This is a genomic window from Streptomyces globisporus C-1027 (assembly GCF_000261345.2).
Lineage (GTDB): Bacteria > Actinomycetota > Actinomycetes > Streptomycetales > Streptomycetaceae > Streptomyces > Streptomyces pakalii.
This window is the reverse complement of the sequence record NZ_CP013738.1, coordinates 5,692,136-5,714,263: the sequence shown is the minus strand read 5'-3', so window position 1 is coordinate 5,714,263 and position 22,128 is coordinate 5,692,136. Positions and strand designations below refer to the sequence as shown.

Annotated in this window: 15 protein-coding genes; 9 read left to right on the top strand and 6 right to left on the bottom strand. The window is 72.1% G+C overall.

The window, feature by feature from the left end; translation table 11 throughout:
* Nucleotides 1-105: 105 nt before the first annotated feature.
* From gcvT to WQO_RS25255, 4 genes are all read left to right on the top strand, one after another.
* A complete protein-coding gene (gene gcvT, locus WQO_RS25270; RefSeq protein ID WP_079055595.1) occupies nt 106-1,269 on the top strand; it encodes a glycine cleavage system aminomethyltransferase GcvT in 1,164 nt (387 codons plus the stop codon).
* Between the two features lie 122 nt (nt 1,270-1,391).
* On the top strand, nt 1,392-1,769 hold the full coding sequence (gene gcvH / locus WQO_RS25265) for a glycine cleavage system protein GcvH (RefSeq protein WP_010060008.1): 378 nt from the start codon (nt 1,392-1,394) through the stop codon (nt 1,767-1,769).
* Nucleotides 1,770-1,787: 18 nt separating this feature from the next.
* Nucleotides 1,788-3,047: a serine hydroxymethyltransferase gene (gene glyA, locus WQO_RS25260; protein WP_010060010.1), complete on the top strand. Its 1,260-nt coding sequence runs from the start codon at nt 1,788-1,790 to the stop codon at nt 3,045-3,047.
* A 171-nt stretch (nt 3,048-3,218) separates the two neighbouring features.
* Nucleotides 3,219-4,604 carry an L-serine ammonia-lyase gene (locus WQO_RS25255; RefSeq protein WP_010060012.1) on the top strand — a complete coding sequence of 462 codons (1,386 nt, stop codon included), beginning with the start codon at nt 3,219-3,221 and terminating at the stop codon, nt 4,602-4,604.
* A gap of 78 nt (nt 4,605-4,682) precedes the next feature.
* Here the strand turns inward: WQO_RS25255 and WQO_RS25250 are convergent, their stop codons facing one another.
* Nucleotides 4,683-5,189 (bottom strand): cupin domain-containing protein, encoded by a 507-nt coding sequence (locus WQO_RS25250; RefSeq protein WP_079055594.1) that lies wholly within the window; start codon nt 5,187-5,189, stop codon nt 4,683-4,685.
* A 467-nt stretch (nt 5,190-5,656) separates the two neighbouring features.
* Between WQO_RS25250 and WQO_RS25245 the strand changes: the two genes are divergently transcribed.
* Complete coding sequence (locus WQO_RS25245) at nt 5,657-8,437, top strand: LuxR C-terminal-related transcriptional regulator (protein ID WP_058954219.1); 2,781 nt, start codon at nt 5,657-5,659, stop codon at nt 8,435-8,437.
* Between the two features lie 32 nt (nt 8,438-8,469).
* Here the strand turns inward: WQO_RS25245 and WQO_RS25240 are convergent, their stop codons facing one another.
* Nucleotides 8,470-8,793: a hypothetical protein gene (locus tag WQO_RS25240; RefSeq protein ID WP_010060016.1), complete on the bottom strand. Its 324-nt coding sequence runs from the start codon at nt 8,791-8,793 to the stop codon at nt 8,470-8,472.
* 331 nt (nt 8,794-9,124) lie between these two features.
* On the opposite strand from WQO_RS25240, the gene WQO_RS25235 reads away from it, so the two are divergent.
* From WQO_RS25235 to WQO_RS25220, 4 genes are all read left to right on the top strand, one after another.
* A complete protein-coding gene (locus WQO_RS25235) occupies nt 9,125-10,705 on the top strand; it encodes an ABC transporter substrate-binding protein (protein WP_010060017.1) in 1,581 nt (526 codons plus the stop codon).
* A 186-nt stretch (nt 10,706-10,891) separates the two neighbouring features.
* Complete coding sequence (locus WQO_RS25230) at nt 10,892-12,091, top strand: S1 family peptidase (RefSeq protein WP_010060019.1); 1,200 nt, start codon at nt 10,892-10,894, stop codon at nt 12,089-12,091.
* 172 nt (nt 12,092-12,263) lie between these two features.
* Nucleotides 12,264-13,703, top strand: coding sequence for a basic amino acid/polyamine antiporter (locus tag WQO_RS25225; protein WP_010060021.1), 1,440 nt, complete (start codon nt 12,264-12,266; stop codon nt 13,701-13,703).
* 48 nt (nt 13,704-13,751) lie between these two features.
* On the top strand, nt 13,752-15,008 hold the full coding sequence (locus WQO_RS25220) for an arginine deiminase (RefSeq protein ID WP_010060023.1): 1,257 nt from the start codon (nt 13,752-13,754) through the stop codon (nt 15,006-15,008).
* A gap of 101 nt (nt 15,009-15,109) precedes the next feature.
* Here WQO_RS25220 and WQO_RS25215 read toward each other — a convergent pair whose 3' ends face one another.
* The 4 genes from WQO_RS25215 to WQO_RS25200 all read right to left on the bottom strand — a co-directional run bounded on the left by WQO_RS25215 (nt 15,110) and on the right by WQO_RS25200 (nt 22,057).
* On the bottom strand, nt 15,110-17,233 hold the full coding sequence (locus WQO_RS25215) for an ATP-binding protein (protein ID WP_058954095.1): 2,124 nt from the start codon (nt 17,231-17,233) through the stop codon (nt 15,110-15,112).
* Nucleotides 17,230-17,934 carry a Pvc16 family protein gene (locus WQO_RS25210; RefSeq protein ID WP_010060027.1) on the bottom strand — a complete coding sequence of 235 codons (705 nt, stop codon included), beginning with the start codon at nt 17,932-17,934 and terminating at the stop codon, nt 17,230-17,232. Before WQO_RS25210 ends, WQO_RS25215 begins: the two co-directional genes overlap by 4 nt.
* Nucleotides 17,931-21,206 (bottom strand): DUF11 domain-containing protein, encoded by a 3,276-nt coding sequence (locus WQO_RS25205; RefSeq protein ID WP_010060028.1) that lies wholly within the window; start codon nt 21,204-21,206, stop codon nt 17,931-17,933. The genes WQO_RS25210 and WQO_RS25205 overlap by 4 nt, the downstream gene beginning before the upstream one ends.
* 128 nt (nt 21,207-21,334) lie before the next feature.
* Nucleotides 21,335-22,057 carry a helix-turn-helix transcriptional regulator gene (locus WQO_RS25200; protein WP_010060029.1) on the bottom strand — a complete coding sequence of 241 codons (723 nt, stop codon included), beginning with the start codon at nt 22,055-22,057 and terminating at the stop codon, nt 21,335-21,337.
* Nucleotides 22,058-22,128 lie beyond the last annotated feature (71 nt).

Here is a 22,128-nt window from a genome sequence, read left to right as displayed (position 1 = left end):
TCCAGGGGCATACCCCGCCAGGGGCTATCGGCGAACCTCTCAGGTTCCGATGACAGATGGGGAGGATTTTCCGTCCTGACGTCGTCATGCCCTGGAGCCGTATCCATGAGCACTGCCCCCCGTCATACCGCCCTCCCGTCGCCCACCACCCCGCCTGATGGTGCTGCGTACCAAAGCCCCATTCAGGCGCTGCACCGCTCGCTCGGCGCCACCATGACCGACTTCGCGGGCTGGGACATGCCCCTGCGGTACGCCAGCGAGCGCGACGAGCACAACGCCGTACGCACCCGGGCCGGTCTCTTCGACCTCTCCCACATGGGCGAGATCACCGTCACCGGGCCCGAGGCCGCCGCCTTCCTGAGCTACGCGCTGGTGGGCAACATCGCCACCGTCGGCAACGGCCGGGCCCGCTACACGATGATCGTCCAGGAGGACGGCGGGATCGTCGACGACCTGATCGTCTACCGGCTGGGCGAGACCGAGTACATGGTGGTCGCCAACGCGGGCAACGCCCAGACCGTGCTGGACGCGCTGACCGGGCGCGTCGGCGGCTTCGACGCCGAGGTGCGCGACGACCGGGACGCCTACGCGCTGCTCGCGGTCCAGGGCCCCGAGTCGCCAGCGATCATGAAGGCCGTCACCGACGCCGATCTGGACGGGCTGAAGTACTACGCGGGCCTGCCGGGCACGGTCGCCGGGGTCCCCGCCCTCATCGCCCGTACCGGCTACACCGGCGAGGACGGCTTCGAGCTGTTCGTGGCGCCCGAGCACGCCGAGCAGCTGTGGCGGGCGCTGACCGAGGCCGGCGCGCCGCACGGCCTGATCCCGTGCGGGCTCTCCTGCCGGGACACGCTGCGCCTGGAGGCGGGCATGCCGCTGTACGGGCACGAGCTGACGACCGCGCTGACCCCGTTCGACGCGGGTCTGGGCCGGGTCGTGAAGTTCGAGAAGGAGGGCGACTTCGTCGGCCGCGAGGCGCTGCAGGCCGCCGCCGAGCGCGCCGAGTCCGCCCCGCCGCGCAAGCTGGTCGGCCTGATCGCCGAGGGCCGCCGGGTCCCGCGCGCCGGTTTCCCGGTCGTCGCCGACGGCAAGGTGATCGGCGAGGTCACCTCCGGCGCCCCCTCCCCCACCCTGGGCAAGCCGATCGCCATGGCGTACGTGGACGCGGCCTTCGCCGCGCCGGGCACCGAGGGCGTGGGCGTGGACATCCGGGGCACGCACGAGCCGTACGAGGTCGTCGCGCTGCCGTTCTACAAGCGCCAGAAGTGATATTCCGGAACAACCCGGCCCCTCGTATCAGCGTGCGGACGTCACAGAAGTGACGTACCTCCGTCTCACACCGCAAGACCACCGTTCATCAGCACTCCCCCGCGTACAGGAGAATTCAGGTCATGAGCAACCCCCAGCAGCTGCGGTACAGCAAGGAGCACGAGTGGCTGTCGGCCCTCGAGGACGGCGTGGCCACCATCGGCATCACGGAGTACGCGGCCAACGCGCTCGGTGACGTCGTCTACGCCCAGCTCCCGGAGGTCGGTGACACGGTGACCGCGGGCGAGACCTGCGGCGAACTGGAGTCGACCAAGTCCGTCAGCGATCTGTACTCGCCGGTGACCGGTGAGGTGACGGCGGCCAACCAGGACGTCGTGGACGACCCCTCGCTGGTGAACTCCGCTCCCTTCGAGGGCGGCTGGCTGTTCAAGGTGCGCGTCGCGGAGGAGCCGGCCGATCTGCTCTCCGCCGACGAGTACACCGCGTTCTCCGGCAACTGAGACCTAAGGGACCCCCTGATGTCGCTTCTGAACTCCTCCCTCCACGAGCTGGACCCGGACGTCGCCGCCGCCGTCGACGCCGAGCTCCACCGTCAGCAGTCCACCCTCGAAATGATCGCCTCGGAGAACTTCGCTCCGGTCGCCGTCATGGAGGCGCAGGGCTCCGTCCTCACCAACAAGTACGCCGAGGGCTACCCCGGCCGCCGCTACTACGGGGGCTGTGAGCACGTCGACGTCGTCGAGCAGATCGCGATCGACCGGATCAAGGCCCTGTTCGGCGCCGAGGCCGCGAACGTGCAGCCGCACTCCGGCGCCCAGGCGAACGCCGCCGCGATGTTCGCGCTGCTGAAGCCGGGCGACACGATCATGGGTCTGAACCTGGCCCACGGCGGTCACCTGACCCACGGCATGAAGATCAACTTCTCCGGCAAGCTCTACAACGTGGTCCCGTACCACGTCGACGAGAGCGGCACCGTGGACATGGAGGAGGTCGAGCGCCTCGCCAAGGAGTCCCAGCCGAAGCTGATCGTGGCCGGCTGGTCCGCCTACCCGCGCCAGCTGGACTTCGCCGCCTTCCGCCGCATCGCGGACGAGGTCGGCGCGTACCTGATGGTCGACATGGCGCACTTCGCGGGCCTGGTCGCCGCCGGTCTGCACCCCAACCCGGTGCCGCACGCCCATGTCGTCACCACCACCACGCACAAGACCCTCGGCGGTCCGCGCGGTGGCGTGATCCTCTCCACCCAGGAGCTCGCCAAGAAGATCAACTCGGCGGTCTTCCCGGGTCAGCAGGGCGGTCCGCTGGAGCACGTGATCGCGGCGAAGGCGGTCTCGTTCAAGGTCGCGGCGGGCGAGGAGTTCAAGGAGCGCCAGCAGCGCACCCTGGACGGCGCCCGGATCCTGGCCGAGCGCCTGGTCCAGCCGGACGTCACCGAGGTGGGCGTCTCCGTCCTCTCCGGCGGCACCGACGTGCACCTGGTCCTGGTCGACCTGCGCAACTCCGAGCTGGACGGCCAGCAGGCCGAGGACCGGCTCCACGAGCTGGGCATCACGGTCAACCGGAACGCCATCCCGAACGACCCGCGTCCCCCGATGGTCACCTCGGGCCTGCGGATCGGCACCCCGGCTCTGGCCACCCGCGGCTTCGGCGCCGAGGACTTCGCGGAGGTCGCCGAGATCATCGCCTCCGCCCTCAAGCCGTCGTACGACGCGGACGACCTCAAGGCCCGCGTCGCCGCGCTGGCCGAGAAGTTCCCGCTGTACCCCGGCCTGAAGTAGCACCTGGCCTGCGGTTCCGCGCATCCGGACGGGGCACCGCGCACACTGGAGAAAAGTGAGCGCGGTGCCCCGTTCCTTGCCCCCGCCGGTCCGTCCCATCCCGCTTGCCCCGCTTGTCCCGCACCACCCAGGCAGACAACGGCGTCTTCCCACCCCCCAAGGAGTCCTCCCGTGGCCATCTCGGTCTTCGACCTCTTCTCGGTCGGTATCGGCCCCTCCAGCTCCCACACGGTGGGACCGATGCGCGCCGCCCGGATGTTCGCGCGCCGGCTGAAGAACGAGGGCCTGCTCGCGCACACCGCCTCGATACGGGCCGAGCTGTACGGTTCCCTCGGCGCGACCGGCCACGGGCACGGGACGCCCAAGGCGGTCCTCCTCGGCCTGGAGGGCGAGTCGCCGCAGACGGTGGACGTGGAGAGCGCCGACACCCGCGTGGAGGAGATCCGCTCCACCGGCCGGATCAACCTGCTGGGCATGCACGAGATCCCGTTCGCCTTCGACGACGACCTGGTCCTGCACCGCCGCAAGGCGCTCCCGTACCACGCCAACGGCATGACGATCTTCGCGTACGACACCGAGGGCGCCCCGGTCCTGGAGAAGACGTACTACTCGGTCGGCGGCGGCTTCGTCGTCGACGAGGACGCGGTGGCCGGGGAGAACCCGATCGTCCCGGACGACACGGTCCTCAAACATCCCTTCCGTACCGGCGACGAACTGCTGCGGCTCTCCCGCGAGACCGGCCTGTCCATCTCCTCGATGATGCTGGAGAACGAGCTGGCCTGGCGCACCGAGGCGGAGATCCGCTCCGGTCTGCTGGACATCTGGCGCGTCATGCAGGCCTGCGTCTCGCGCGGCATGTCCCGCGAGGGCATCCTCCCCGGCGGCCTCAAGGTCCGCCGCCGCGCCGCGAACACGGCCCGCCAGCTCCGCGCCGAGGGCGACCCGCAGGCCCACGCGATGGAGTGGATCACCCTCTACGCGATGGCGGTCAACGAGGAGAACGCGGCGGGCGGCCGCGTCGTCACCGCCCCGACGAACGGCGCGGCGGGCATCATCCCGGCCGTCCTGCACTACTACATGAACTTCGCTTCCCACGGCTGCACCGAGGCGGAGAAGGAGGAGAGCGTCGTCCGCTTCCTCCTCGCGGCGGGCGCGATCGGCCTGCTCTTCAAGGAGAACGCCTCGATCTCCGGCGCCGAGGTGGGCTGCCAGGGCGAGGTCGGCTCGGCCTGCTCGATGGCGGCCGGCGCCCTGGCCGAGGTCCTCGGCGGCTCCCCGGAGCAGGTGGAGAACGCCGCCGAGATCGGCATGGAACACAACCTGGGCCTGACCTGCGACCCGGTCGGCGGCCTCGTCCAGATCCCCTGCATCGAGCGCAACGGCATGGCGGCGGTGAAGGCGGTCACGGCGGCGCGGATGGCGCTGCGGGGCGACGGCAGCCACAAGGTCTCCCTCGACAAGGTCATCAAGACCATGAAGGAGACCGGGGCCGATATGAGCGTGAAGTACAAGGAGACGGCGCGGGGCGGGCTCGCGGTGAACATCATCGAGTGCTGAGGGCCCAGGCCCTGACCCGTCCTGACGGGCGTGGGGTCCGGAAGTCCCCGGGCGTTCTCGGAGCGATGACGCCCCGGGTCAGGACGGGGGCGTCTCGTTCACCATGCGGGTCACCGCGTCTCCCGCCTCGGGCAGCTCGGAGAACACGCAGTCCCAGCGCGCTCCGAGTTCCTTCAGCGCGGCGGTCGGCGGATGACCGTTAGTCGCCGCGTTCAGGTCCGCCATCTCCGCGAAGAACCCGTCCAGGGCGGGCGAGGTGATGAACAGGAACCGGCACTCGACCTCTCCGGCGTTGTAGGGCCGGTGGATCTCGCCTCGGGGCACGACCGCGTACTCCCCCGCGCTCAGCGTCAGCGTCCGTGCGCCGACGTCCAGGCTCAGCTCGCCCTCGAGGACCCGGAAAGCCTCTTCGTGGTGCTTGTGCACATGGGGTGGCGGGCCCGGCGCGTGGGGAGCGTGAGAATACTCGATCAGCGAGTACGCCCCTCCGGTCGCAGAGCTGTCGATCTTCACGGTCATCGGCGCTCCGGTCGGGCCGGGAAACCTGCGTCCCTGGCCGGCCGCCACCACTGCCGGATCACTCATACCGCATCACCGTCTCCGATCCGTCCCGCTGTCCCATCATTCCGCTTCTGCTCGTCACCGGCCATCGCCGACGTCCGCCGGCTCCGGGCCGGGCTCACGCCACGGCGAGCATTTGATTGCGTATCCGTGGATCCGCCTCCTCGGATATCCGTAGGCACAGCCGTGGCATAGCTTCGGGCCGCGGTGACCGGGCTTGCGGAAGGAATCTGCGCGCGTCGTCCTCCCGGGTCCCAGCCGGAAGGGCCCTGCGCCCTGCGGGTCAGCAGTCGGCCGGGCGTGCTCCGCTGCGCGCCGTTTCGCCGAAGGGCCTTCCGTACGCCCGGGCATCCGCATCCCCCGCGGGTGCGGACCGTGACCGCGGGCGACTGCCCGTGAAGAGGTACGTCCGTTGTCGTTCGCCGAGAATGGGCCTGGGCATCACTGTGGTGGGCCCGGGCCGCGGGACGACGGAGAGCGAGGGTGGCGACGTGATCGCGACGTGTGGTTCTGCCCGACGGTCCCTCGCCCGCGCCTTCGCCGCCCCCGACGCCGGGCCGGTGCTGCTGTTCGTCGAGGGCTCCGCCGGTCTCGGCAAGACGCATCTGCTGCGTGAGCTGGCCGAGCTGCCCGAGACACCGGATGTGGCCCGCCTGTGGTGGCGCTGCGGGGCCGACGGCGGGCGGCCGGAGCCGGCGGAGGGCGAGGCCTGGCGGGAGCCGACCCTGCTGCTGGTGGACGACGTCCACCGGGCGGACGAGGACGAGCTGCGGCGGCTGCGCCGGGTGCTGGCGGGGATGGAGCCCGGATCGGCGGCCGCCGTGAGCTACCGCCCCGAGGAACTCCCCGTCCCCGGCATGCCGTTGGGCGGCTCCGCCATGACGTACCCCTTCCGGCTGACGGTACTGAGGGACCGCCTGGCGCCCTGGGACGAGGAACGCGTCCGGCGGGCCGCCGCGGAGGTGCTGGGCGAGGGCGAGAGCTGTACGGCCGAGGCCGTGAGCGCGCTGCGCGAGCGCACTGGTGGGGTTCCCCGGGTGGTCGTCGATCTGCTGGCCATGCTGCGGGAACAGCGGCCCGCCTTCACCGGCACCGCCGCCGAGGTGGCCGCGGCCGGGGTGCCGGCCCGGCTGGCGGAGCTGGTGCTGAGTCGTACGTACGCGGTGTCCCCGGCGCACCGGCCGCTGGTCTGGGCGGCCGCCGTCCTGGACGGGCCCGCCGCCCGGGACGAGCTGATCGCGGTGTCGGGGCTCGGGGCCGTACCGGGAGGCGACGCGCTGCTGCGGGCCCTGGAGAGCGCGGCCCTGGCGGAGCTGGGCGAGGGGCGCTACGGCTTCGCCGTGCCGCTGGCCGCCGACGCCGTACGGGACACCGTGCCCGGTTCCGTACGACAGGATCTGCACCGCCGGGCGGCAGGTGTGCTCAGCCGCAGGCAGCCCGTGCCGTGGGCCGCCGTGGGCGCACACCACCGGGCGGCCGGCGAGTACCGCGGCTGGCTCAGGGCGGTGGAGAAGGCGGCCGAGTGGGCGGCGGCGTCCGGCCGGCACCAGGAGGCGATCACCCTGCTGGAGCGGACGCTCGCCACCCCGGGCATCCCTCCGCAGGCCCGGGCCCGGCTGGCGCCGCTGCTGGCCCGTAACGCGGTGACCGGGCTGCGCTCGGACCAGACCGTGGAGGTGCTGGAACAGATCGTGCAGGACGCGGATCTTCCGCCGGCCGTGCGCGGGGAGCTGCGGCTCGACCTGGGGCTGATGCTCTCCAACCAGATGGGACGGTTCGCCGAGGGCTGGCGGGTCCTGGAGGTCGCCGCCGCCGAACTGCGCGAGGTGCGGTCGGTGCTGGCAGCCCGCGCCATGGCGGCCCTGGTCACCCCCTACTGGCCGGGCGCCTCCCTCGACGTCCACCGGGGGTGGCTGATCAAGGCGGCGGCCGCCGCGGACGACAGCGGGGACGACGCGATGCGGACAGCGGTGCTGGCCAACCACGTGGGGCTGGCGATGAGTTGGGCCGACCCCGAGGCCTGGGACCTGGTGGAGCGGCTGCCCGTGCAGAGCACGGACCCCGCCTGTGCCCGGCAGGCGGCGCGCGGTCTGTGCAACGCCGCGGACTCCGCCGTCTGGCTCGGCTTCTACCGGCGCGTGGACGGTCTGCTCACCGAGGGGCGCGAGCTGGCCACCCGCAGCGGCGCGCCGTACACCGAGCACAGCGCGTCGGGGACGCGGCTGCTCCAGGAGTGGTGGACCGGCCAGTGGCTGGGCCTGGCCAAGCGGTGCGAGGACTTCGTCGCCGACACGGCGGACATGCCGTTCCTCGCCTCCGACGCCTACGTCGTACGCGGCTTGCTCGCCGTCGCCCAGGGCGACTGGGTCGAGGCCCGGGCCTGGCTGTCCCAGCGCGGAACGTTCGGTACGGAGAACCTGCCGGTGCCCCTGGGCGCGACGGCGGCCGGCGCCGTGATCCGTCTGACGCTGGCCCGCCAGGAGGTGGCCGACGCGGCGGAGCAGGCACGGGCGGCGTGGACGGTGGTGGCCGACAAGGGGGTGTGGCCCTGGGCCGCGGAACTCGCGCCGTGGGCCGTGGAGGCCCTGGCGCGGGCGGGCGACACGGCCACGGCCCACGCCATGGTCAGGGACTTCGCCCAGGGCCTCGGCGATGCGGACGCGCCCGCCGCCAGGGCCGCGCTGTCCTGGAGCCGGGCCGTCCTCGCGGAGAGCGAGGCCATGGCCGAGGGGCGGCCGGACAGCCTGTCGGCAGCCGCTGAGACGTACCGGAAGGCGGCGGCGGCCTACGCGGAGCTTCCGCGCCCCTACAGCCAGGCTCTGACCACGGAGTGCGCGGCGCGGTGCGAGCTCGCGGCCGACGCGGAGGGCGGCGCCGGGGAGTCAGCGGCGGCCGGCGCGGGTGAGGGCCGGACCGGCCCGGCGGCCTCGGCGGGTCCGCAAGGCCCGCCGAACCCCTCCGCCATCGCCGAACTGGAGTCCTGCGCCCAGCACTTCACCGACCTCGGCGCCGTCTGGGACGCGACCCGGGCCCGGGCCCTGCTGCGTACCTGGCAGCCGGCCAGGAAGGGCCGCCCGCCCGGACGCCCGTCGCACTCCGACCAGTTGTCCCCCCGGGAGGCGGAGGTCGCCCAGCTCGCGTCCTCCGGCCTCACCAACCGGGAGATCGCCGCGACCCTGCATCTCTCCCCGCGGACCGTGGAGCAGCACATCGCCGGTGCCATGCGGAAGACCGGCGCGCTCTCCCGCCGCGACCTCGCCCACCGGCTCTGAGGTCAGCGGCTCCGAGGTCACGGACTCCGGGCTCACCGACTCCGAGGGGTGTCCAGGGGCAGAAAGGACCTGGCGGCCCAGAAGCTCCGGTCGTGCTCCCAGACGGCCACGGTCGCGGCCGCCCAGTCGAACACCCAGCCGGAACGTACCCCGCGCGCTCCCCAGCCGTCCGGGCGCCGGCGCGGGATGGCGAAGCCCGCCTTCTGTGCGGCGACCGCCGCGTCGCACGCCTCGCGCGCGATGCGCAGGGCATCCGACTCGGTCTCCGCGCACCCGGTGAAGACGTGCAGGCCGCACCGGTCGGGCTGCACGGTGTTCCGGGTGGGGACATTGACCTGGAAGTAGAGCTCGGCCATGACGCCATCTCCTCGGTGTCGCGGTATCTCCAACGTACGAGGTGCGTCCGGCCCGCAATATCCGGAATGACCCGATCACCTATACGTATCTCGTGCGCGCCCCGTACGTGTCCCGGCGCCCGAGGGACAATCCCGGCCGCACTCGTCCCGCATCCGGCCGACCGAAGTCCGGCGGGCGGCGGGCGAGCCGCGTGCCCCTCGCCGTGCCCCCGCCGCGACGCACACCGAAGTGGGCCGGTCCGTGCGCACAACGCCGTATCCGTGATTCACGCCCACGGATAAAAGTACGCACGTTCTTGTCACTAGGTTCCCCCACCGACGCGACATCGCCATGCCCATGACCAAGGGAAGCATGAGCACCTCCATGAAATTCATCCGCCCCGGAATCGTGGCAGGATCCTTCGCACTTCTGTTCGCCAGCGGCTGCCAGTTATCCCCCACCGAGCCCGCGGACCAAAAGCCCATCACCATCGGGACGTCCAGTGTTCTGGCGGGACTGGACCCCGCCGGGGTGTACGACGCGGGCTCCTGGGCGGTCTTCACCAACATCTACCAGAACCTGCTCACCTTCGAACCGGGGTCGCCCACCCCGGTTCCCGACGCGGCCGAGTCCTGCGAATTCACCTCCCCCGCACTCACCACGTACCGGTGCGAACTCCGTGACGGCCTCACGTTCTCCAACGGGAATCCCCTCACGGCAACGGCCGTGAAGCATTCGTTCGAACGCATTCTGCGTATCCGCGATCCGCTGGGGCCCGGCCCGTTGTTCGCGAACCTGCTTTCCGTCGACGCCCGGGGTTCCCTCGTGACGTTTCACCTCGTGACCGCGGATGCCACCTGGCCGTCGAAAATCGCCACGGGGGCCGGGTCCGTCGTCGACCCGGCGGAGTTCCCGGCGGACCGGCTGCGGGAGGAGAAGAGCGCCTCGGGCTCGGGGCCCTATGTCATCGCGTCCTACACGGCCGGGAAGTCCGTCACCCTGAAGCCGAACGCCGCGTACCAGGGCGCTGTGACCAGACGCGGGGTCGCGGTCGAGGTCCACTACTTCGAGACATCGCGACACGTCGAGGAGGCCTGGAACGCCCGGACGGTCGACATCGCCTACGCGGGACTTCCGGCCGCCACCCTCGCCGGGATCGACCCCAGCGACGCGGACGTACGCCTCTCCGCCGGAGACAGCGCCGAGGCGCACTACCTCGTGCTGAACATGCGCTCCCAGCGGGAGCCGTTGGGACGCGCCGAGACCCGCAGAGCCCTGGCCTCGCTCATCGACCGCGGGCACCTGGCGGGCGAGGTGTTCGAGCACACGGTGACGCCGCTGTACTCACTCGTCCCGCAGGGCGTCGTCGGACACAGCACGGCGTTCTTCGACCGCTACCCGGAGGCGGACGCCGCGTACGCGGCCGGGCGTCTGCGGTCCGCCGGCGTCACCACTCCGGTCCGCATCAAGCTCGGCCACCAGAACGGGATCGCCGCCGTCGAGGCGCGCGCGCTGAAGGAGCAGTGGGAGAAGGACGGCCTGTTCCGGGTCGAGCTGGTCGAGGAGCGCGACTTCACGACGTACCAGAAGCGCAGCCTGAACGGTGAGTTCGACGTCCACCTCTACCAGTGGATACCGGACTTCCCCGACGCGGACACGTTCGTCCAGCCTTTGGTGGGAACCGGCAATGTCCTCGGCAACGGCTACACATCGGCCGAGGTCGACCACGCCATCAGGGACACCCAGCGGTTCACCGATCGCAGCAAGGCCATTCAGCGGTTCCGGGCGGTCCAGGACACGATCGCGAAGGACGCTCCCCTGATTCCCGTCTGGCACAAACAGCGTCATGTCGTGACGCGTTCCAGCGTCCTGGGCGGGCATCTGCTCGCCGAGGACGCGATCTGGCGGCTGTGGGAACTCCGCCGGCTCTGAGGCGCTTCGAGCCCCGCAAGCTCCCTTCGCATTATCTGCGTATCCGTGAATGCGCCGCTCCGGGTATCCCGGCACACCCGGAACCTCAATAGTTCGGCTCGCGGCGAGTTCTGAACTCGCCGTCGGCCGGGGCCCGGCGCTTCACCCCCCATGCGGGTCTTCGGCTGTCATCCGGAAGGAATCAGCGTGCGCAACACACGGAAGTACAGCCTTGCCGCCGCGGGCGTCCTGCTCTCGGCCGCCACGGTTCTGGGCACCCAGAGCATGGCGCAGGCACAGGACGCGGCGGCCACGCCCCGCTACCAGCCCGAGATGGTCCGGGCGTTGGCCGCTTCGCTCGGTGTGAGCGAGAAGGCCGCGGCCGACCGGCTGGACCGGCAGGACGCCCAGCAGGGCAAGCTCGCCGAGCTGCGGAAGCGCGGCATATCCGGCGACGGGGCGTTCTTCGACGCCTCGGGCCGGCTGACCGTCAACGCCGGAAACCAGGCCGAGGCGACCCGGATCGAGCAGGCCGGCCTCGATGCCCGCGTGCCCGCCAGAGGCCAGGCCGCCCTCGACAGGATCAAGGCCGAGCTGGACCGTCTCGCCGCCGGGAAGACCCCTTCCGGTGTGGTCGCCTGGTCCGTGGACCTGCCCGCCGACCAGGTGACCGTGAAGGTCAACAACGAGCGGGGAGCCGCCGCCAAGGCGTTCCTCGCCCGGGCCGCCGAGCACGGCTCCGCCGTCCGGATCGTGCGCGGCCAGGAGAAACTGGAGGCCAAGGCCGCGATCTACCCCGGCAGCAAGATGACGTTCAACAACACCACCCAGTGGTGCTCCGTCGGCTACGGCGCCCGTGACAGCTCCGGCAGGCAGTACCTGGTGACCGCCGGGCACTGCGTCACCAACACCCTGCGCTACGACGGGGCGGCCTTCGCCCAGGGCTACAAGACCCGGTACGCGCTCGGCACCCGCAGCGTCGACATGGGGATCCTGACCATCAACTCCGGTCACTCGATCACCACCAGCGTCGGCACCTGGGGCAACAGCAGCCCGGTCGCCGTCCGCGGCGGCACCCGCGCCTCGTCCGGCGCCGCGGTCTGCAAGTCCGGCGCCACCACCGGCTGGACCTGCGGCACCATCGGCTCGTACAACAACACCGTCACCTACGTCGACCTCAACGGCGGCCCCGACACGGTCGTCAGCGGCCTGGCCACCTCCAGCGTCTGCGTCGAGGGCGGCGACAGCGGCGGCGCGTACATCTCCGGAAACCAGGCCCAGGGCATGACATCCGGCGGACCGACCAACCAGCAGTGCACCGGCGGGGTGAACTCGCGCGGCTCGTCCTACTTCCAGCCGCTCGACGACGCCCTCCGCTACTACGGGCTGACGCTCAACACCAACTAGGCACCGACAGAGGCACCGAAGGGGAGACACCCCTGACAGAACAGGCCGGGGGCCGCTCGCACGATCTGCGAGCGGCCCCCGGTCGCGCCACCGCTCCACACTACGGGACAAATCACCCGATATGTTGCTAGCTTTCCCTGGTTGGCCGATGACCGCATCGACGAGGGAAACCATGAGCCACCCCGAGGCCCCGCCCCGACCGGCCGCCAAACTGACGCTCCCGACCCTGACCGCGATGGTGGTCGGCTCGATGGTCGGGGCCGGAGTCTTCTCGCTGCCGAGCCGGTTCGCGCAGGAGACCGGGGTCGCGGGGGCCCTGATCGCCTGGGCGGTCGCCGGGGCGGGCATGCTGATGCTCGCCTTCGTCTTCCAGGCGCTCGCCGTGCGGCGGCCGGACCTGGACGCCGGGGTCTACGCGTACGCGAAGGCCGGGTTCGGGGAGTACCTCGGCTTCTTCTCCGCCTTCGGCTACTGGGCCAGCGCCTGCGTCGGCAACGTCACCTACTGGGTGCTCATCATGTCGACGGTCGGCGCGGTGGCGCCGGTGCTGGGCGACGGCGACACGGTGACGGCGGTGGTGGTCTCCTCGGTGGGGCTGTGGGGGTTCTTCCTGCTGATCCGGCGAGGCGTGAAGGAGGCGGCGGCGATCAACCGGATCGTCACCGTCGCGAAGATCGTGCCGATCCTCTTCTTCGTCGTGCTGGCGCTCTTCTCCTTCGAACCGTCCGTCTTCGCCGACAACTTCAGTGGCACGGACGAGGCCGGCACCCTCTTCAACCAGGTCCGCGGGACGATGCTCGCCACCGTGTTCGTCTTCCTCGGCGTCGAGGGCGCCAGCGTCTACTCGCGGCACGCCAAGCGCCGCGAGGACGTCGGCCGGGCCACCGTCCTGGGCTTCCTGAGCGTGTTCGCCGTCTTCGCCTCCGTCACGATCGTCAGTTACGGACTGCTGCCGATGGCCGAGATCGCCGAGCTGCGGCAGCCGTCGATGGCCGAGGTGCTGGAGTCGGCGGTCGGGACGTGGGGGAAGGTCTTCATCAGCGTCGGCCTCATCGTCTCCGTACTCGGCGCGTATCTGGCCTGGACCCTGATGGCCGCCGAGGTCCTCTTCGTCGCCGCCAAGGACAAGGACATGCCGCGTTTCCTCGGGCAGTCGACCGCGGCGGACGTACCCGAGAACGCGCTGCTCCTGACCACGTGCCTGAGCCAGATCGTGCTCGTCGTGACGCTCTTCTCCGACGACGCGTTCACCTTCGCCCTCGATCTGACCAGCGCACTGAGCCTGATCCCGTTCCTGCTGGCCGCCGGCTTCGCGGTGAAGGTCGCGGCCCGGCCGGAACACTGGGGCGCGGTGGGGCGCTCCACCCGACGCGAGCTGGTCATCGCCGTCGTGGCGACGCTCTACACAGCGTTCCTGCTGTACGCGGCCGGGCCGAAGTTCGTCCTCGTCTCCTTCATCCTCTACGCCCCGGCGACCTTCCTGTTCGTCAAGTCCCGCAGGGAACAGGGACGCAGGCTCTTCTCGACCGGCGAGGCGGTCATCTGCGCGGTGTCGGTCATCGGCGCCGCGATCGGGATCGCGGCCCTGTCCGCCGGCTGGATCGAACTCTGAGCGCCCGCACCCCGCCGCCCCTCCTCCCCACCGAGTGAAAGGCCCACCGTGACACCTACCGCCCCCGCCTCCGCCCTCGGCGTCCACTCCGAAGTGGGGCGGCTGCGCAAGGTCCTGGTCTGCGCCCCCGGCATGGCCCACCGCCGGCTGACCCCGACCAACTCCGACGATCTGCTCTTCGACGACGTGATGTGGGTGGAGAACGCCCAGCGCGACCACGCCGACTTCGTCGCCCAGCTCACCGAACGGGGGGTGGAGGTCGTCGAACTGCACGCGCTGCTGGCCGCCACCATGGAGATCCCGGAGGCCAGATCCTGGCTGCTCGACCGGAAGATCGACGCGAACGAGGTGGGTCTCGGGCTGGTCGACGACACCCGTGCCTTCCTCGACTCCCTGACACCGCGCCGGCTGTCCGACCATCTCATCGGCGGCCTGGCCATCGCCGACCTCCCGGAGGAGTTCCGTTCGGCGTACGTGGGTCTGGCCCGGGAGGGCACCGGGGCACGGGAGTACCTCATGCCGCCGCTGCCCAACACCCTCTACACGCGGGACACCACCTGCTGGCTCTACAGCGGGGTGACGCTCAACCCGCTCTACTGGCCCGCCCGGCACGACGAGACCCTGCTGATGAAGGCGGTCTACACCTTCCACCCCGACTTCCGGGGCTCCACGATCTGGTGGGGCGACCCCGAGAAGGACTGGGGCCGGGCCACGTTCGAGGGCGGGGACATCATGCCGGTCGGCAACGGCGTCGTCCTTATGGGCATGAGCGAACGGACCTCCCGCCAGGCGATCACCCAGGTCGCGGCCGCGCTCTTCGCACAGGGGGCGGCCGAGCACGTCATCGTCGCCGGGATGCCGAAGCTGCGCTCGGCGATGCACCTGGACACGGTGTTCACCTTCGCGGACCGGGACATCGTCACGCTGTACCCGCGCATCATGGACGGCGTCCACACGTTCTCGTTGCGCCCCTCGGACCGGGCGCCCGGGATCGAGATCACCGACGAGGGGGCGACCCCGTTCACCGAGGTCGTGGCCCGCGCCCTGGGCCTGCCCCAGCTGCGGGTGATCGAGACGGGCGGCGACGTCTACGCCTCGGAGCGCCAGCAGTGGGACAGCGGCAACAACGCGGTGGCGCTGGAGCCCGGTGTCGTCTTCACCTACGACCGCAACACGCAGACCAACGCCCTGCTGCGGCGGGCCGGGGTGGAGGTCATCACGATCGTCGGCGCGGAGCTGGGGCGGGGCCGGGGCGGCGGGCACTGCATGACCTGCCCGCTGATCCGCGACGCGGTGGCGTTCTGACGGGGTACGGGCACGGGGACGGATCCGCGGAGGGCGCGGGCCCTGGATCCGTGCCGTACGAACTACCGCCCGGTACGGGCCCCGCACCCGTACCGTACGAACTACCGCCCGGCGCGCGCCCGTTCCTTCGCCAGCCAGGGGCCGAACTCGCTCTCCAGCACCAGCCGCCCCAGCTTGCGGTACTCCTGGAGCACCGCCGTGACGAGCTGGTCCATGGTCAGCGGGGCCCCCGACTCCGCCGCGAGGTAGGCGGCGGTCACCGCGCAGGCCCGGATCGAGCCGCCCGCCAGCTCGAAGCGGTCCGCGCAGAACTCCAGGTCGAGCGTGGCGTCGCGCGGGACCGCCGGGCCCAGGCAGCGGTCCCACAGGGCGAGGCGCTGGCGGGCGTCGGGCATCGGGAACTCCGCGATCACGTCGAGGCGGCGGGTGAACGCCTCGTCGAGGTTGGCCCGGAGGTTGGTGGTGAGCACGGCGATGCCGTCGAAGGACTCCATGCGCTGGAGGAGGTAGGCCGACTCCATGTTGGCGTGCTTGTCGCGGGAGTCGTTCACCTGGGAGCGCTTGCCGAAGATCGCGTCGGCCTCGTCGAACAGCAGGATGCCGTTGACGTCGGACGCCTCGACGAAGATGCGTTCCAGGTTCTTCTCGGTCTCCCCGATGTACTTGTCGACCACCGTGGACAGGTCCACGACGTAGAGCTCCATGCCCAGTTCGGCGGCGACCACCTCGGCGGACATGGTCTTCCCGGTGCCGGACTCCCCGGCGAACAGGGCGATGACGCCTCTCCCCCGGCCGCCGCCCGGCCGCATCCGCCACTGCCCGAGGACCGTCTCGCGGTGGCGGGCGCGCAGGGCGAGTTCGGCGAGCTGGGTGCGGGTGGCCGGGGGCAGCACCAGATCGTCCCAGCCGACGCCGGGCTCGATGCGGCGGGCGGGCCGCTCCAGGCCGGCGCCGTTCTGGGCGCGGACCGCCGCCCGCAGGTCCTCCGGGGTGACCGGCCGGGGCCCGAGAACGGCCAGCCGGGAGGCGACGGTCGCGGCCCGGCGCAGCTGTCCGGAGTCGAGCCGGTAGGCGGCGGCCGCCTCGATCAGCGTGTCGTCGGCGGTGGCGTGCGCGGCGGACAGGCCGACCGAACGGCCCGCGTCGGCGAGGGCCCGCCGCCACTGCCGCGCCATGCCGTCGGGGCCGGGCGGCGGGACGGTGACGGGCACCGGGCTCTCCGGGGTCCACAGCGGGTCCCAGTTCTTCTTCCCGTACGCGATGAGGGGCGTGGAGCCGAGCGCCGAGCACAGGGACCCGAGCAGCCGGGCCCCCTCGGGGCGTTCGGGGGCGAGCGTTTCGAGGGGGCCGAGGACCACCCCGGCCCGGCCGAGGCGGGCTTCCATCGCCAACGCCCGTACGAGTGGAGCTGGTTCGGGTGCCGTGGCGAGCGCGGCGATGTCGACGACGAGCGGGCGCCGGCCCGCGGTGCGCAGAGCTTCGACCGCGAGGCCGTGCGGGTCGCCGCCCCGGTCGAGCAGATGAACCAGGCCGGTGCCGGTGCCGAGGGCGGCCGCGACCCGGGGGACCTCGGGCCGTTCGTCCGGCTCCGGGGTGCGGGGGTGCTCGCGGACGATGCCGCGCAGCCGGCCGTCGGTCTCGTCGTCGCCGAGGAGATACGCGGTGACCCGGTCGGGTACGCACAACAGACGCGAGAGCAGCGGCCGTTCGATGTCGGTGATCTCCAGCAGGCCGCCCGCGACGAGCGGGGCGGACGGCGAGAACCGGAAGCGGCCGGAGCCGGCGGCGGGCAGCCCGCAGAGTTCCAGGGCCAGGCCGACGGTGGGGCGGCGGCGCGTGAGGTCGTCGTTGAGGTAGCCGTACAGCCGCTCGAACCGGGGGTCGATGTCCGGGGCGAGGGCGACGAGCAGGAGGCCGACGTCCGGTGGGGCGAGGCCGAAGCGTTCGGCCAACTCATCGATTCGGCCGCCGTTTTCCGCGCCGGACGGCGACCCGTCCCCGTACGCCGGTACGGGCGTGAACGCGTCGCGGGCCTCCAGGACGCGGGCCGCGGCCTCGGGGGTGAGGTACTGCCCCCGGTAGGGGTCGTCGGGGTCCGGGTCGATGGCCCGGCGGGCGGCGACGGCTTCCCGGACGCGCCGCTCGACCTGGCCGAGCCGCTCCCAGAGCGCCTCCACGTGGGTCGGTTCACCGGCCTGCTCGGCCTGTTGTACTGCCGGGGTCATCGTGCGGCGTTCCCCCGCCTGCGTCGGCCGGGCGGCAGTCGCCGTTCCCGGGGTGCGGCGAAGCCCTGTCCGCCGGGGTCGGTCGCCCCGTCGTAGCGCAGACGGCGGCCCGGGTCGCCGGGCTCGCCGTCCACGTGCGGCGCGGTCTTCATGACGAGGCCCTCGGTGACCGGCGGTCCGGCGGCGGTGCGTTCGCCGGCCAGCGGGGCGAGGACCCGGAGGTCGATGGCGGCCTTCAGTTCGCCGCCGAGCGCGGACCAGACGTCGGAGGCGGACGGGCCGCCGGCTCCGGGGCCCGCCGCCTCCAGCTCGACGGTCAGGCCGAGTTCGGCCAGGCTGCCGGTGTGCAGCCGGGCGGGCAGCGTGTCCGTACGGACGAGGGTGCGCAACACCTCGGAGAGCAGCCGGTGTTCGTCCTGCGGCCGGTTGGTCCAGGCGGTGACCAGATAGGTCAGCTCGAACCAGCGCGGCGGGGTCCGCCACCCGGTGATCACGCCCTCCTCGTCGTGCGTCTCCGCCGTGCCGGTACGCCGACGGCCCGCGTCCTCGCGGATGCCGTGCAGGAAGACGCTGATGGTCGGGGCGTTGCGGCGGGCGGACCAGTCCTTCGTCGGAGCGTCGAAGACCAGGTCGACGCCGCTGTCCTCCAGTCCGGCCTCGGCCAGCAACAGCCGGAGGCCTTCGTCGACTTCGTGGATCATCGGCGGATCACCGTGTCGGGCGGGGTGATGGTGCCGAGCACGACGAGGAAGTCCGTCTTCACCGGACTGAACCCGGGGCCCTTCGCGATGATGTCGCGCGGCCCGGTCTCGTCCTTGGCCAGGATGAGGAGCTGGGCGATGAACGTGCCGTCCCCCAGCGGCCGGGTCGGGGCGGCCGCGGCGGTGATGCCGGGCTTCCAGCTGAGGGTGACGGGTGCGCCGGGCGGGAAGTCCTTGCCGCGTACGGAGGTGACGAACCCGGGCTTGCCGACCTCGGGCACCGCGATGATCCGGGGCTGCAGGATGCGCAGCGGGATCCGGGAGACGTTGTCGCGGAGGTTCGCGTCGGTGCCGGTGGTGGTGAGCGACGCGGTGATCGTCGTACGGAGCGCCTTGTCGGGCGAGAGGACGACGCTGATGACCGTGGAGGCGCGGGGCGCGAGGTCGGGGAGCGTGCACGCGCCACGGGCGCAGCCCGCCGGGAGGGCGCCGGCGGGGATGCCCCGGGGCAGTCCGAGGTCCAGCCGGAGGCCGGTGGCCAGGGCGTTCCTGCCGTTGCGCACGGTGTACGTGACGACCACCTTGCCGCCGACGTAGCCGGGGCTGGGCTGGGCCCGCACGGTGACGGCCGGTCCGGCCTCGGGCGCGGGCGGCGGGGGTGCGGGGGCCGGTGGCGGGGGCGGGGTGGTCGTCGGCGGCGGGGTGGGCGCCGGGGTCGTCGGCGTGGGGGTCGGGGACGGCGGCTCCGTGGTCGGCGGGGGCGTCGTCGGGGGCGGGGTGGGCGGCGGGGCGTCCTCGACCGGGACGATCGTGCCGGTGGCGTTGTCCGTGGGGTTGGGGTCGATGACGGCCCCGGTGACGGACCAGTTGACGCGCTGGATGCCGGTGGTGACGCCGGTCAGCCGGGCGGTGATCTTCACGTCGGCGCCGGGCGGGACGATACCGAGGGCGCACTGGGGGGTGCCGGGCGCGCAGGTCCCGGCGTCGGTGGTCAGTTCCTCCAGCCGTACGCCGGGCGGGGCGTCGACGGTGAGGGTGGTGCCGGGTGAGGGGGCGGGGCCCCGGTTGGTGACGGTGATGGTCACCTCGGTGTCGGAGCCGACCTCCACGGCGGGCTGGGTGGGCGGCGCGGTCAGCGACAGGTCGACGGACTGCTGGAGGGCGGGCTCCTTCTGCCGTCCGGCGTGCGTGTTGTCGACGGGGGTCAGGTCGCCGGAGGCGATGTCGAGGACGGAGAGCTGCTCCATGGAGTTCGGGGCGAGTTCGCGGCGCGCGGTGAACACGAGCCGGTCGCCGCCGGGGGTCCAGGCCACGTCACGGGGCTGGTGGGGGCCGGTCGCGGAGGTGTCGGGGATCGGCAGGTCGCAGCCGGCCGGGTTGTCCTTCTGGACGGAGGGCAGCACGACACGGCAGCCGCCGCCGCGCAGGGGTTTGATGATGACGCCGGCCTGCTGGTTGACCCTGCCCCCGCCGTCCTTGCGGTTGAAGGCGACCTTCAGGCCGTCCGGGGAGAACGCGGGGCTGTCGTCGATGACGTCGCAGGCGCCGGGGCAGATGGTGGCGCTCAGGTCCCGCTGGTTGCCGAGGTCGGCGACCGGCACGACCCAGATGTGCTTGTTGCCGCCGTTGCCGTTGATGACGTGGTTACGGGTGAAGGCGAGGTTGACTCCGTCTGAGGACCAGGTCGGCTGGGCGTCGCCGCCGGTCTGCTGGCCTTCGGGCGGCCGGACCTCGTCGAGGATCTCACCGCTGGCGACGTCGGCGACGAGAATCCGGCTCGGGCCCGCCGCGTCGCCGGTGCCGCCGGGCGAGGTGCGGGTGAAAGCGAGCTTGGTGCCGTCGGGCGAGAAGGCGGGGTCGGTGTCCCAGTCGTTCGGGCCGCGCCCGGCGAGCGGCAGCGCGGCCGCGTTCCTCCCGTCGGCGTCGGCCATCCAGATCCGCTCGATCCGCCCGGCGTCGGTGTCCTCGAAGCGGGTGACGACGATGCGGCGGCCGTCGGGGGTGTAGCTCTGCCGCTCGGTCCAGGGGTCGAAGCCCGGGCGCGGGTTGAACAGGCGGTCCACGGCGGCGTCCTGGCTGGTGCGCGCCTCCGGATCCTCCTTGAGGATCGTGAGGCCCAGGTCACGGGGGTCGGAGCCGTCCTGGCGTACGTCCTGGAGCGTCACGACCTGCGCGGCGGACAGCACTTCGTCCTCCTGCTGCTTGACGGTCTCCGGGTCCGGGGTGATCCGGGGGACGACGACCGTGCCGGCCGGCGGGAACCAGGTGGGCGGCCCCACCTCGCGGTTCTCGTCGACCAGTTGGTCCGGCGCCTTCGTGCCGTCGAAAGCGGTCACCCGGTAGACGTGGTCGAAGTCGTCGCAGCCGCAGGTGTGGTACGGGCTGAGGAAGACGACGTCCTTGCCGTCGGGCAGCCAGGAGGCCGACCGGGTACCCCATTCGGCGTGCCCGCCGACCAGCAGCGGGCGGTCGGTGCCGAGGCCCTCGGTGGCGCGCAGTTCGGTGCCGTCGTCGACGTTCGGGTCGGGGTTGGTCGTGAGGGTGTACGCGACGGTGTTCCGGGCGGCGGGGTCGGTGCCCGGGTTCCAGGACGGCTCGGTGGCGTCACCGGCCCCGGCGTCGCTGATCCGGGTCTGCGGGCCGCCGGCGACGTCCCGCACGTAGATCTGCCAGCCGAGGGCGGTGTCGCCGTCGCAGGCGTACGCGATCCGCGTGCCGTCCGGGGACCAGGTCGGGGACTCCTCGTTGTCGGCGGTGTCGGTGAGCCGCCGCAGATTCGAGCCGTCGACGCCGACCGACCACAGGTCGCGCTGGACCGTTCCGCCGGGTCCAGGCTCCGCCGAGTCGAAGACGACGGTCCGTCCGTCCGGGGAGAGTTCGGGGCGGGCCGCGTCCCGGCCCTCGGTGAGCCGGCGCACGGACCCGTCCGCGCCGCGCACGTACACCTGGGGCTTGGCGCTGTCCCGCAGGCTGGTGAAGACCAGGACGTCACCGCGGGCGGAGGGGTCCTGGTCGTAGTGGGCGGGCCCGTCGCCGAACAGCGCGTCGGTGCGGTCCTGGTCGTTGGCCCGCCCGAGGCTGCGGTGGTCGGTACCGGCGAAGGCGATCCGCCCCGCCTGGGCCGGGTCGGCGTCCACCGCGGCGGCGACGGCCTGGCCCGCCCCGTCCGGTGCGGCGGCCGAGCCGACCAGCAGCAGCGGCGCCAACAGCACCACCGCGCCGGTCAGCCGGCCGAACCGGGAATGCTTCGCCGGGCCAGCAGTGCCGGTCACGGCCCACCTCACAGTCTCTCGATCGACTCTCCACCGGCCAGCTTCGCGCTCGCGCGGGGACGGAGAACAGGCCGCGAGTACCCGGACCGGGGGAAGGGACCGCTGCCCTTTGCGGCGGTCTCCCTCCCTCAGATCAGCCCGTGGCGCATCGCGTAGCCCACCGCGTGGGCCCGGTTGCGCAGTTCGAGGCGGGTCGCGACCTCGTGGAGCACGTTCTTGACGGTGCGTTCCGAGTACGAGGTCTTCTGCGCGATCTCCGCGGTGTCGCAGCCCTCCGAGACCAGCCGGATCATCTCCGCCTCGCGCGCGGTGAGCGTGGACAGGGTGAGCCCCCGGGGGTCGAGGACCGTGCGCTGGAGGGAGCTGACGTGGTCGAGGAGCTTGCCGAGCAGGTCGCCCGGCAGGACCCCCTCGCCGTTGGCCATGGCGCGCACCAGGTGGACGAGCCGGTCCTGGTCGGCCTCGGCGCGGCGGAGGACGGCGGCGACCCCGCACTCGATCATGGTCTGGAGGGCGCCCGACTCGAAGTACCCGACGACCAGTCCGGTGCGGGTGGAGGTGTTGCGCTGGAGGCGGTGGAGGAGCTGGACGGTGGTCTCGCCCACCGTGTCCACCACGACCAGGGAGACCTGCGCCCGGTCCGCCTCGGCCTCCGGGAGCAGTTCTATCTCGGGGCGCACCCGCAGTTGGTGGACCATGCCGGTCTGCAGGATCAGGTCCTCCGCGTACACCGCGACGGAGACCCTGCCCCCGGGCGCTCCCCCGGCGCCGGGGGAGCGGCGGTCGGCGGCGTCGGGCCTGCGGTACTGCCCGCGTGCCGCCGTGCTGTTCGTCGTTTCCGTGATCGTCATCGTCCGTGTCCGTCTTCCTCAGGTACTTCAGCCCGATATGCCTGTAGTGGTCGTGATCGCCCGTACCGGCC

What these genes read in the sequence shown, in the direction of transcription:
- WQO_RS25225 (WP_010060021.1), top strand. Translation starts at nt 12,264, where the DNA reads ATGAGCCACCCCGAGGCCCCGCCCCGACCGGCCGCCAAACTGACGCTC.
- WQO_RS25215 (WP_058954095.1), bottom strand. Translation starts at nt 17,233, where the DNA reads ATGACCCCGGCAGTACAACAGGCCGAGCAGGCCGGTGAACCGACCCAC.
- WQO_RS25200 (WP_010060029.1), bottom strand. Translation starts at nt 22,057, where the DNA reads ATGACGATCACGGAAACGACGAACAGCACGGCGGCACGCGGGCAGTAC.
- WQO_RS25235 (WP_010060017.1), top strand. Translation starts at nt 9,125, where the DNA reads ATGCCCATGACCAAGGGAAGCATGAGCACCTCCATGAAATTCATCCGC.
- gcvT (WP_079055595.1), top strand. Translation starts at nt 106, where the DNA reads ATGAGCACTGCCCCCCGTCATACCGCCCTCCCGTCGCCCACCACCCCG.
- WQO_RS25240 (WP_010060016.1), bottom strand. Translation starts at nt 8,793, where the DNA reads ATGGCCGAGCTCTACTTCCAGGTCAATGTCCCCACCCGGAACACCGTG.
- gcvH (WP_010060008.1), top strand. Translation starts at nt 1,392, where the DNA reads ATGAGCAACCCCCAGCAGCTGCGGTACAGCAAGGAGCACGAGTGGCTG.
- WQO_RS25210 (WP_010060027.1), bottom strand. Translation starts at nt 17,934, where the DNA reads ATGATCCACGAAGTCGACGAAGGCCTCCGGCTGTTGCTGGCCGAGGCC.
- WQO_RS25250 (WP_079055594.1), bottom strand. Translation starts at nt 5,189, where the DNA reads ATGAGTGATCCGGCAGTGGTGGCGGCCGGCCAGGGACGCAGGTTTCCC.
- glyA (WP_010060010.1), top strand. Translation starts at nt 1,788, where the DNA reads ATGTCGCTTCTGAACTCCTCCCTCCACGAGCTGGACCCGGACGTCGCC.